We start from the raw sequence: 11594 nt of genomic DNA, 5'->3' as shown, positions 1-11594 counted from the left end.
TGAACGGGCGCGGGAGCTCATCCAGCGGATGAACCACACCTTCGGCTGCGCCGACATCTGCTGCCCGCACGGACGAATCTGTCCGTGCGGGCAGCAGCTGGTCGGCGCGGTGGGCGTTGACCAGCGCGTTCGCCCGATGGGCCCGCCTGAGCAAGACCACCCCGACCCGTCACGTCATCTCGGGTCGTCCGTCACGGCCAGCGCCGGGATCGGGATCTCGAAGTGCACGGTCTGGTTGCGGTCGAGGTCGCCGTCGCGGGCATCGCACACCTCTTTCGCGACCGAGCGCCAGAACCCTTCCGCACCGGCGATGCGGGTGTCGGTGTGCAGGTAGATCTGTTCGTAGCCGGGGGTTTCGGCGACGAACCCGACTGCGGCGTCGACCAGGGCACGTGCCAGACCGCGGCGCCGGTGCTCGGCCCGGACGTACACGCGGAAGAGCTGCGCCGTGCGGTCGCCGGAGTAGCGCTCGGCGATCCACGCCGGGTGGGGCGGGCTCGCCGGCCCCTGCGCTCGGACGGCCGTGGTGCCCACGACCTCGTCGCCGCGGACCGCGACGAACAGCGCGTGCCGCGGGGTTTCCAGGTACGTCGCGGCGAGGTCGATCACGTCGGCGTGCCACCGGGGGCTGTAGCCGTGGCCGAACTCGCGGTAGAAGGTGTCCAGCATGACGCTGCGGGCTCCGGGCAGGTCGGCGAGGGTCGCCGGCCGGACCTCGTAGGCGTCCGCTGCTTGGTGGTGCGTGTTCACTTCATCCTCTCTTTCGCGCCGTCCAAGGTCGTTGCCACCGGACCGTCCATGACGACGCGTCCTTCGTGGAGCACGACCACCTGGTCGGCGAGACGGGCCACGACGTCGAGGTCGTGGCTGATCAGCACGAGCGCGCACGGCACGCTTGCGAGCAGGTCGAGCAACCCGGCGCGGGTGACCGCGTCCAGACCCGAGGTGATCTCGTCGCACACGAGCACCTCGGGTTCGGCGAGCAGGGCGCGCACGAGCGCCGCTCGCTGGAGTTCGCCGCCGGACAGCCCGCGCGGACGACGCAGCACCATCTCCTCGTCCAGGCCGACTCGGCCCAGCGCGGTGAGTGCCGCGGACCGGGCCTGCGCGGTCCGCACTCCGCGCAGCCGGACCGCGGTCCTGGCGACCTGGTCGAGCACCGTGCGGTGTTCGTCGAACGAACCCCGCGCGTCCTGGAAGACGTACTGGACGGCGGCGAGCGCGGTCCGCGGCCGGCGGCGCAGTGACCTGGCCAGTGGCCGGTCGTGCAGGAGCACTTCGCCGGTGGAGCGCTGGTGCAGGCCTGCCAGGCAGCGGCCGAGGGTGGTCTTGCCGCTGCCGGACCGGCCGACGACGGCCAGGCGTTCGCCGACATCGAGGTGCACGTCCTGCAGGACGGTGGTGGTGCGGTGCCGGGCGGTCAGGCCGCGCACGCGCAGGCGGGGGGCTCGCTCGGGAACCTCCGTGAACTCCTGTGGCGCGGCGTCGAGCAACGCACGGGTGTAGTCCTCGCGAGGATCGGTCAGGAGCTCATCGGCGGGCCCGGCTTCGACGACGCGGCCCTCTCGCAGCACCACGATCTCGTCAGCGAGTGCTCGCACCACTTCCACGTCGTGGGTCAGGAGCACCAGCGCCACGCCCTGCGCGACCACGGCCGCGAGCTCGTCGACGACCTCCGCGCGGGTCAGGGCGTCCTGCCCGGTGGTGGGTTCGTCGGCGACCAGCACCGCCGGGTCGCCGACCAGCGCCTGGGCGAGCACGACGCGCTGCTGCTGTCCGCCGGAGAGCTGGTGCGGATAACGGCGCAGCAACCCGGCCGGCACGCGCGCCCGCCGCAGGGCCGTCTCCACCAGCTCGCCGGAATCGCCGGAGTGGAGTGCGGCGATCTCGCGGAACACGGTGTCCAGTCGGCGCACCGGGTTGAGAGCGGAGGCGGGTTGCTGCGGCACGAACCCGACGCGCCCGTGCACCTCCACGCGGCCGCTCACCGAGACGCCGGGACCGTGTTCGCCGAGCAGGGCGAGCCCGGTGGTGGTCTTGCCGCTGCCCGAGGCGCCGACCAGAGCGAGCACCCGGCCGGCGGACAGCGCGAAGCTGACGCCGTCGAGCAGCACGTGCCCGTTCGCCTCGGCGCGCAGGTTCTCGACGTGCACGACCGGCGTCACGTGCGCACCTGCTTCAGGGCGCGGTCGAACACCAGGTTCAGCCCGACGGACAACGCGACGATCAGCAGTGCGGGCACCACCACCGTCAACGGCTGCAGGAACAACCCACCTCGGTTCCGGTCCACCATCACGGCCCAGTCCGCCGCGTCCGGAGGCACTCCGACACCGAGGAAACTGGCCGATGCCACCAGGTACAGCGCCGCGGTGAGCCGGACGCCCACGTCGGCGGCGAGTGTGCGCAGCATCGACCGTCCTGTGTAGATGATCGAAGTCTGCCACCACGACTCGCCCTGCATGCGCATCGCCTCCAAGGCGGGTCGTCCGGAGATCTCGAGTGCCGCGGCTCGCGAGAGGCGGGCCACGTCGGGGAAGTTGACGAGCGTGACCACGCCGATGAGCACCGGAAGGCCCTGTCCGGCGATGGCGGCCACGAGGATCAGCACCAGCAGCGACGGCACCGCGAGCAGCACGTCGAGCGGCCGCATCAGCACCTCGTCGACCAGCCTCAGCCGGGTCGTGGCCGCGAGCACGCCGTAGGGCACACCGGCCAGGTAGGACGCGACCGTGGCGATCAACGCCACCAGCACCACCGTCTGGCCGCCCGCGAGCACCTGGTACCAGGCGTCGCGACCCACGAAGTCCGTGCCCAGGAACCCGAGCGGCATGAAGGGAGCGCCGCGAGTCTGCTGGTCCGGCACGAACAGCGGTCCCAGCAGTGCCAACGCCAAGGGCACCGCAATCAGCAGCCCACCGATTCCGGCCCGCTTCACGCGACCACCTCCGCGCGCGGAGCGAGCCGGAACGCCACCAGGTCGGCCAGCAGGTTCACGGCCACCGTGGTGACGGCGAAGACCACGGCCAAACCCTGCACGACCGGCAGGTCGCGGGCGGCCACGGAGTCCACCAGAACGGTGCCGAGGCCGGGGATGACGAACACCGCCTCGACCACGATCACACCGCCCAGCAACCAGTCCGTGGTCCGCGCGACCTGCTGTACGGCCGGTGCCAGCGCGTTCGGCAGCGCGTGGGCGAACCGCACCCGCGTCTCGCCGATCCCGAGGCGGCGGGCGTGGCGCACGTAGTCGGACGCCAGCGCGTCCACCATGCCCGCACGGACCAGGCGGCTGATCGAGCAGATCGGCCGCGCCAGCAGCACCACCAGCGGCAGCACCAGCACCGCGGGCTGGGCGAAGAGGTCCGCGCCCACGGCGGTCGGTGGCAGCCACGCCAGTTGCACGCCGAACACCGCGATCAGCACCACGGCGAGCGCGAACTCCGGGATCGAGTGCAGTGCGACGCTGATCGACGTCAGCGTCCGGTCCAGCAGGCTGCCCTCGCGCAACGCGGCCACCACCCCGACCAGCACCGAGATCGGGACCAGCAGCACCAGGGTCAGCGCCGCCAGCGCGAGCGTCGGGCCGATGCCGCCGAACAGGAAGTCCGCCACCGGGCGTCCCGACACCAGCGACACACCGAAGTCCCACTGCGGCAACCCGACGAGCCACTCGACGAAACGGTCGAACGTCGGCCGGTCCAGGCCCATGGCCGCGCGGATCTGCGCGATCCGCGCGGGGTCGGGGTTGTCCCCGGCCAGGGCCACCGCCGCGTCTCCCGGCAGGGCCTCGACCAGGAAGAACACGAGGGTGACCACGGCGAGCACCTGCACCAGCCCGAGCGCTGCCCGCCGGGCCGTGTAGGAAGCAAGACTCACCCGAGCCACACCTTGTCGAAGCGGGCCCAGTCCAGCGTGTTGGCGGGCGCGGTGGCGATGCCGCCGACGTTCGGCTTCGCGCCCACGATCCAGTCCGCGAAGCCCCACATCAGGTAGCCGCCCTCGGCGTGCAGCACGCGCTGCATCTCCTGGTACGCCTCGCCACGAGCGGCCGGGTCCGAAGTGGACACCGCCTTCTCGTAGAGCGCGTCGAACTCGGGCCGGGCCCACTTGGTCACGTTGGTGCCCGATCCGCTGAGCAGGCGCTGCGCGACGTGGGTCTCGATGGGCATGGCACCCGAGCGGAAGCTCGACAGGGAACCGTTCTTGAGCGTGTCCGCCCAGTAGCTGTCCTTGTTGCCCTGCACGACCTCGATCGTCAGCCCGGACCCCTTGGCCTGGTCGGCGAACACCGTGGCCGCCTCGACCATGCCGGCCGCGGCTGTGGAGGTGTCGAGCTTGACCGTCAGGCCTTCGGCACCGGCCTTGCGGATCAGGAACTTCGCCTTGTCCAGGTCGCGTTGCCGCTGCGGGAGGTCGCCCGCGTAGTGCTGGTAGTCCTTGCCGAACAGGTCGTTGCCGACCTGGCCGCTGCCCGCCAGCACCGACTCCACCAGCTGAGGGCGGTCGGCGAGCAGGAACATCGCCTCCCGCAGGTCGCGGTTGTCGAACGGCGCCCGGTCCACCTTCATGGCGAACGCCTGCACCGCGCTGTTGGGCGAGCGGTGGATCGTCATGCGGTCGCCGGAGGCGTTGCTGCGCGCCGTGGTCGGTGTGAGGTCGTGGGCGTACTCGACCTGCCCGCCGAGCAACGCGTTGGTGCGCGCGGACTCCTCGTTGGCGATCACGAACTCGAGCTCGTCGAGCAGTGGCGCGCCCTCCCAGTGGTTCGGGTTGCGCATGAGCAGCACCGACCTGCCCGGCTCGAACGACACGAAGCTGAAAGCACCGGAGCCGACCGGCTTGCTGAAGTCCTCGGCGCCCTCGGGCACGATGTAGGCGCCGAAGGCGGCCAGTGCGTTGGGGAACTCGCCGAAAGGCCGTTTCACCGCGAACTCGACCGTGCGGTCGTCGACCGCGCGGCTGTTGGGCAGGTCGATCAGCGTGAGGCTCGACTTGGCGCGGAACGCGCGGTTCGGGTCGAGGATGCGGGCGTAGCTGGCGAGGACGTCCTGGGCGCGCACCGGTCTGCCGTCGTGGAACGTCGCCTGGCGCAGGCTGATCCGCCAGCGCGTGAGGTCGGCGTTCGGCTCCCACTTCTCCGCGAGCCGCGGCTGCGGCGACACGTCGTTGCCGAGGTCGGCGAGCTTGTCGAACATCGCCTTGGACCGCGCGGCCTCGACGAACAGGTTGGCCAGGTGCGGGTCGAGGACCTCCTTGGCGCCACCGCCCGCGAACGCGGCGCGGAGCCTGCCGCCGGCGCGCGGGGCGGAGGAGGCCGAGGTCGCACCGCTGCCGCACCCCGCGAGGGTGACGACCGCCAGACCGGAGGTGAGGCCGAGGAAACCGCGGCGGTTCAGGGACATGCTGGTTCCTTTCACTGGTACCCGTCTCGGCGGAGGCGGGCCACGACGTGGAGGCGGTCGCCGGACAGCGCGCCGCTCAGCTGCGCGTCGGCGGTCCAGGGCTGGTCGGCGCGCGGGCCGGGGGAGTCGAACAGCGCGAGCACCTCGAACCCGGCGAGGTCGAGCAGGTGCCGCAGCTCCTGGGGGAAGAGCAGGCGCCAGGCCGACCGCTGCACCAGCGGTTCCGAGCGTCCGGCCCACTCCCAGGTGCGTCGGCGACGCAGCAGCTGGTCGGCGTGGTCGATCCACAGCTCGGTGTGCGAGGTGTACTCGGTGCCCCGCCACGTGACCGAACGGGTGCGCACACCGTCGAGGAGTTCGGTGTTGCCCAGGAAGAAGGCGCCGTTGCGCATCTCCGCCAGGAACAACCCGCCGGGTACCAGGTGCGCGCGGCACCGTTCCAGGAACGCGGAGAGGTCGGCGTTGGTGTGGCAGTACAGCATCGCGCTGTCGAGGCAGGTGATGACGTCGAAGGTGCGGTCGAGGTCGAAGGACCGCATGTCGGCCGGCGCCACGTCGACCGCCGGGTGGTGCTCGCGGACGTACGCGAGCATGTTCTCCGAGCTGTCCACTCCGGCGACGCGATAGCCGTTGCGGGACAACCATCCCGCGTCACGACCGGTGCCGCAGCCGATGTCGAGCAGGTCCCGTCCGCCGCCGAACCGGGTGACCACGTCGTGCACGAACCGGGCGGCCACGTGCTCGGGGTCGGGGAACTGGTGCTCGTAGAGCTCGGGGTTGTCGGTGAGCAGGTTCATCGAGCCACCTCCTGCTGCCGTGGTGTGAGGGCACCACGCCGGTGCAGCCAGGCCACACCCGCGGCGCTGAGGAGTCCGATCGCGACGCACAGCAGCGACGCGAGCCGGTCGCCGAACCCGCTCACCCACCCGATGGCGGTGTTGCCGAGCGCGGCCGCCAGCCCGGAGCCGAGGTAGAACACGCCGAAGTGCGTGCCGGCGAGGCTGTCCGGGCCGAACGACGGGATCAGGTCGTAGACCAGGGGATGCGCGATCATCACGCCGACGGCGAGCGCGAGCGTGGCCACCAGCACGGGCACGAGTCCGGACCACAGCGCGGGCGCCGCGAATCCCACGCCCATGACGGCGAGACCGGCGGCGATCACCGGTCCGCGCGCGTGATCGGACAGGATCCGGGTGATGCGCACCTGGAACAGCAGCGTGACGACCGTGGAGGTCACGAACAGCGCGGCGACCACGCCTGCCCAGCCGGTGGCCTTCTGCGCCTGGATCGGCAGGAGCAGGTAGAGCTGGTTCTGCAGGACGAACATCCCGCTGAGCACGCAGGTGAACGCCACGAACCGGCGGTTCGTCAGGCACTCGCGCCAGTCGCCGAGGATCGACCCGCCCTTGCGCGTGGCGGCCCGTGCGGGCAGCACGACGGCCTGGGCGACGGTCAGTGCCGCGAAGATCCCGGCCGCCACCACCGCGGAGACCCGGAAGTCCCACAGCAGCAGCACGCTGCCGAGCACCGGCCCGCACAGCGCGCCCGCCTGGGCGTAGACGTTGAACCGGGCGAACGCCTCGGTGCGCGCTTTTCCCGCCTCCAGAGCGATGTACGCGCGCACCGCGGGGTTGAACAGCGCCCCGGCCAGTCCACTGAGGACGGAGGCGGCCAGCACCACGGTGAGCGAGTCACCGATCGCGAACAACCCGAACCCCACCGCGCGCAGACCGCAGCCGAGGAGGATGGCGGTGCGCGGCCCGAGCCTGTCCGACGCGGTGCCGCCCACCAGGAACAGGCCCTGCTGGCTCAGCGTCCGGACCCCGAGCACGACCCCGATCACCGCCGCGGACATGCCGAGACCGCCCAGGTGCGTCGCGAGGTAGGGGATGAGCAGGTAGAAGCCGGTGTTGACCGCGAACTGGTTGACCAGCAACAGCCGCACCGGAAGCGCGAACCGGGTCATCGCCGCACCACGCCCAGCCCCGGCGCCCCGGAGAGCCGCAGGACGCCGTCCTCGCCGCCGATGCCCGACCACGGGTCGCCGTCGAGCAACAGGTGCCCGTCCAGATCAGCCCACCGCGCGTGCCCGGCGAGGTGAACGGCCGGCGCGAGGCCGAGCGAACTCGCGACCAGGCAGCCGAGCATCACGTCCAGGCCACCGTCCCGGGCGGCCGAGACGATGTCCAGCGCCGGCCTCAGGCCGCCGCACTTGGCGAGTTTGATGTTGATGCCGTCCACCGTGCCCGCGAGCTTGCGGACATCGGCGACCGTGGCGGCGTCCTCGTCCGCGATCAGCGGTGCCGGGCACCGTTCGTGGACCCAGGCCAGCGCGTCCGGGGTGCCTGGAGGAATCGGCTGTTCCACGGCGTCGAGCACGACACCGGCGTCGGTGAGGCGCTCCACGACGCGGACCGTCTCGTCCGGGCTCCAACCGCCGTTGGGGTCGAGCACCAGCCGCGCGTCCGGCGCGGCGTTCCTGACCGCGACCGCGGTGGCCACGTCCTGCTCCGGGCCGGCCCCTGCCTTGATCTTGAGCAGGGAGAATCCGCGCTGGGTCAGTGCGGCGGCCTGGGCGGCGGCATCGTCCGGCGTGGTGATGCCGATCGTGTAGGCGGTCGGGGTGTCGTGCCATTCCCCGGTGCCGAGCAGCACGTGTGCCGGCGTGTTCTGACGAAGACCGAGCAGGTCGTGCAACGCCGCGTCGACCGCGGCACGCACTCCGGCGGGGATGGTCTCGTCCGCGTGCAGGTCGTCGAGGGCGGTCTCGGGTGAGTCCGCGTCGGCGAGAACCGGCCGCAGCCGGTTCAGCCGGGACGTGATCGCCTGCACGTCGAGCTGGTAGTAGGTGCTGGTCACCACCTCGCCGTGGCCGTGCCGCCCGTCGTGTTCGACGACGACCCGCACGGCGTCGCGGCGTGCCATCACCGACCTGGAGATGCGCAAGGGTGTGCTCAGTTCGAGGCCGTAGACCTCCCAGTCGACCTTCACGCGAGCACCACCGCCCTCGGTGCGACGACCGACCGGCACCGCGTCCAGCCCGTCGCCTCGACCCGGTGCGGATCCCCGATCTCCACCGGCCGATCGGCGGCCTGGCCGAGCAGTCCGCGAGCGGCGCAGAAGTCGTCGTCGAAGATCGTGCCGAGGTAGCGGTGCGGGCCGTCGGGGAAGATCGTCGCGACGACGGCCCCCGGCTCGACCCTGGCGGCCCAGGCGGCGACCAGGGCGACGGCGCCGCTGCTCCAGCCGCCGGTGACGAAGGCGTCGCGGGCGAGTCTGCGGCAGGCGTCGACCACCTCCACCGGGCCCAGCCAGTGGACCTCGTCGAACTCGGGATAGGCGACGTTGCCGGGGTGGATGCTGCTGCCCAGTCCGCGCATCACCCTGGCCCGCGGGGGTTGCCCGAAGATCGTGGAGCCGACGGTGTCCACGCCGATCAGCCGCACGTCCGGCCGGTACCGGCGCAGTTCCCGGACGACACCGGCGCTGTGCCCGCCGGTGCCCACGCTGCAGACCAGCACGTCGACGGGATCGATCTGCTCCACGAGTTCTCTCGCGAGCCCGACGTAGCCCCTCGGGTTGTCGGGGTTGTTGTACTGGTCGGGCCAGTAGGCGTCGGGGAACTCGCGCAGCACGGCCTGGAGCCGGTCCAAGCGCGCCTGCTGCCAGCCGCCCACGGGGTGCGGCCGGTCGACCACCTCCAGGCGAGCGCCGTGCGCCCGCAGCAGAGCCCGCATCGACGGTTCGAGCTCGCTGTCCACCACGAGCACGACCGGGTGGCCGAACACCTGGCAGGCGAACGCGAGGCCGAGTCCGAGGGTGCCGCTGGTGGACTCGACGACCACCGCGCCGGGGCGCAGTTCGCCGCGGTCGCGAGCGGCACGGAGCATCGACACCGCCGGCCGGGCTTTCATGCCGCCGGCGCTGAGGCACTCCAGCTTGGCCCAGAACCCGCCGTGCCGGTGGGGGAGCGGCGTGGTGATGCGGGTGACCGGGCTCTGGCCGAGCAGATCGAGCAGGTGCCGGTTCTGGCGCGGGATCATCACGACGGGCGCTCCGTGTGGTGGTGGATCGTCGTGGGGCCGCCGTCGAGCCAGAAGAACGGATACGGCTCAGCCGAGACGGCGCGCACGCCACTGCCGATGAACCACGGCAACACCGCGGCCGCCGTCTGCGCGAATATCACCATCGGTGTGCCGGCCGCGACGGCGCGCGACAGCAGCGGCTCGAACGTGCCGTTGCCGACCGTCATCCCCGAGGCCAGGACGAGGTCGCAGCCGTCGAGCGAGCTCTCGGTCTCCGTGGTGATCGGCTCGTCCCACTCGGTCCTGCCGCCCTTGAGGTCGCATGCCACGTAGCTCACGCCTCGCTCGCGCAGGTGGTGCAGCAGCGAGTTGACCACGCCGACCACCAGCACCCGGTCACCCGGAGCCGGATCCAGCAGGTCGATCACGGCCGCGGCGCGGGCCATGGACTTCGCCAGGGAGCTGCCGGGACCGACCGTGACGGACTTGGTGGCGGACAGGTGGTGCGGCCGGACGTGCGCGAGGTAGGCGTCGAGCGCGGCGGTGCGGATGGCCGGGTTCGGGTGGCCGAGCAGCTCGAGCACGGTCGAACCGACGCAGCCGTGTACGTCGTCGTCGAGGACGTCCTCCACCGCGCAAGAGCCGACCGCGTCCTCCACGCGGAGGCTGACCACGGTGTTGCGGTAGGACTGCCCGCGCGTGGCGTGCCGGGCGCCCTGCCTGGTGGTGAACCCGACGCTCACGGTGCACGACGCGGGATCAGGACCCAGCTCGCCACCGCGGACGAGCTCGGCGAGGTCGGCGAGGGTCACGCGGGCACCTCGTCGGCGTAGTCGACGGACAGACCGCCCACGAGCTGCTCGGCACGGGCACGTGCGCCGAGACCGGCCGAGTCGGTCACCACGAGGTGGCCGAGGTAGCTGTTGTTGCTGGTCGGGTCACCCGCGCGGTGACCGGGCCGCTTGACGGTCCAATCCACGACCTCGGGCGCGGCGTCGAGCGCCTCGGCGCCGCGGACGGCGGACACCAGGCCGGAACGCGGCGGCAGCAGGAAGGAGATCGCGGCGCTGCGCACACCGGTGTCCGCGGGTCGTGGATACGGTCGTTCGCCCACGGCCAGCTGGGCGTACGCGGCGGGCAGGTCGATGCCGGTCACCCGCCGGACCAGCTCCGTGATCTGGTTGCCGGCGGGGCGGGGGTTGACCTCGACGAGCTTCGGGCCGTCGGGCGTCAGTTTGACCTCGGTGTGCGCGACACCGCGGTCCAGGCCCAGAGCCTCGATCGCCGCGACGGCGACGGCCTCGGCGTCGCCGGTGGGCAGGTCGGCGGGGAACATGTGCCCGCTCTCCACGAACCACGGATCACCCGCGACGCTCTTGTCGGTGACCCCGATGACGTGCGTGGTGCCGTCCACGGTGATCGTCTCGACGCTCACCTCGGGTCCGGTCAGGAGCTCCTCCACCAGCACGGTCCGCACCCTGGGCTGGTTGCGGGCGTTGACCGGGAACGCCTCCATCGCGGCGAACGCCTCGCGCAGCTCCGACTCGCCGGTCACCTTGCGCACGTACATCCCGGCGCACAGGTCGACCGGCTTGACCACCAGCGGATACCCCAGTTCGGCCGCCGCCTTCGCGAGTGCCGGCCAGTCGTCGGCGAGGGCGAAGCGCGGACCCGGTACGCCGGCCGCGCTCAACGTGGTGCGGGTGAGGTCCTTGCGGCAGGCCCGTTCCACCGCGTCCGGGTCGGGACCGGGAAGGCTCAGGTGCGCGGCGACCCGCGCGGTGGCCGGGAGGTAGTAGTCGCATGAGGAGATCACGCCGTCGAAGCGCAGCACCGCGTGCAGGCGCTCGACGTGGTCGAGCAGGCCTGGCACGTCGTTGGTGTCCGCGGTGAGCACGTTCTCGGCTGCCAGCAACGGGTGCGGGTGCGCAGGCGCCGAACGCAGGTAGTGGTGCAGATCGCGGGTCACGAAGGTGAAGCGGTGCCCTGACTCGTTGATCGCCCTGGGCAGCAGCGAGCTCATCGCGCCGACCCAGCTCTCGATCATCAACAGGTGAGCCACAAGTCCTCCTCCCCGCCGCGACCCCCGCGGCGGAATTGAGGAACATGGTAATCATTGTCGATCGGTGGTCTCTACCGCCTCCCGGGGACGCGGCTGCGCCGGGCG

Annotated in this window: 11 protein-coding genes; all 11 read right to left on the bottom strand. The window is 71.8% G+C overall.

What is annotated here, in order from left to right:
- Positions 1-174: 174 nt before the first annotated feature.
- Genes PV646_RS20130 through PV646_RS20080 form a run of 11 tightly spaced genes read right to left on the bottom strand, consistent with a single transcriptional unit; the run spans position 175 to position 11489 of the window.
- Positions 175-750 carry a GNAT family N-acetyltransferase gene (locus tag PV646_RS20130; RefSeq protein ID WP_500343699.1) on the bottom strand — a complete coding sequence of 192 codons (576 nt, stop codon included), beginning with the start codon at positions 748-750 and terminating at the stop codon, positions 175-177.
- Complete coding sequence (locus tag PV646_RS20125; protein WP_500343698.1) at positions 747-2165, bottom strand: ABC transporter ATP-binding protein; 1419 nt, start codon at positions 2163-2165, stop codon at positions 747-749. Before PV646_RS20125 ends, PV646_RS20130 begins: the two co-directional genes overlap by 4 nt.
- A complete protein-coding gene (locus PV646_RS20120) occupies positions 2162-2935 on the bottom strand; it encodes an ABC transporter permease (RefSeq protein ID WP_500343697.1) in 774 nt (257 codons plus the stop codon). Before PV646_RS20120 ends, PV646_RS20125 begins: the two co-directional genes overlap by 4 nt.
- Positions 2932-3876, bottom strand: coding sequence for an ABC transporter permease (locus tag PV646_RS20115; protein WP_500343696.1), 945 nt, complete (start codon positions 3874-3876; stop codon positions 2932-2934). The genes PV646_RS20120 and PV646_RS20115 overlap by 4 nt, the downstream gene beginning before the upstream one ends.
- A complete protein-coding gene (locus PV646_RS20110; RefSeq protein WP_500343695.1) occupies positions 3873-5402 on the bottom strand; it encodes an ABC transporter substrate-binding protein in 1530 nt (509 codons plus the stop codon). The genes PV646_RS20115 and PV646_RS20110 overlap by 4 nt, the downstream gene beginning before the upstream one ends.
- Before the next feature lie 11 nt (positions 5403-5413).
- On the bottom strand, positions 5414-6199 hold the full coding sequence (locus tag PV646_RS20105; protein WP_500343694.1) for a class I SAM-dependent methyltransferase: 786 nt from the start codon (positions 6197-6199) through the stop codon (positions 5414-5416).
- Entirely contained in the window at positions 6196-7368 is a 1173-nt protein-coding gene (locus tag PV646_RS20100; protein ID WP_500343693.1) for an MFS transporter, read from the bottom strand. Before PV646_RS20100 ends, PV646_RS20105 begins: the two co-directional genes overlap by 4 nt.
- Positions 7365-8393, bottom strand: a complete 1029-nt coding sequence (locus PV646_RS20095) for a dipeptide epimerase (RefSeq protein WP_500343692.1) — start codon at positions 8391-8393, stop codon at positions 7365-7367. The genes PV646_RS20100 and PV646_RS20095 overlap by 4 nt, the downstream gene beginning before the upstream one ends.
- A complete protein-coding gene (locus tag PV646_RS20090; RefSeq protein WP_500345039.1) occupies positions 8390-9445 on the bottom strand; it encodes a PLP-dependent cysteine synthase family protein in 1056 nt (351 codons plus the stop codon). The genes PV646_RS20095 and PV646_RS20090 overlap by 4 nt, the downstream gene beginning before the upstream one ends.
- Positions 9445-10239 carry a Rossmann-like domain-containing protein gene (locus PV646_RS20085; protein WP_500343691.1) on the bottom strand — a complete coding sequence of 265 codons (795 nt, stop codon included), beginning with the start codon at positions 10237-10239 and terminating at the stop codon, positions 9445-9447. Before PV646_RS20085 ends, PV646_RS20090 begins: the two co-directional genes overlap by 1 nt.
- A complete protein-coding gene (locus tag PV646_RS20080) occupies positions 10236-11489 on the bottom strand; it encodes an ATP-grasp domain-containing protein (RefSeq protein ID WP_500343690.1) in 1254 nt (417 codons plus the stop codon). The genes PV646_RS20085 and PV646_RS20080 overlap by 4 nt, the downstream gene beginning before the upstream one ends.
- Between the last annotated feature and the right edge of the window lie 105 nt (positions 11490-11594).

The sequence above is a fragment of the Streptomyces sp. ID05-26A genome (genome assembly GCF_033794685.1).
Classification (GTDB): domain Bacteria; phylum Actinomycetota; class Actinomycetes; order Mycobacteriales; family Pseudonocardiaceae; genus Lentzea.
This window is presented reverse-complemented; position numbering and strand designations above follow the sequence as displayed.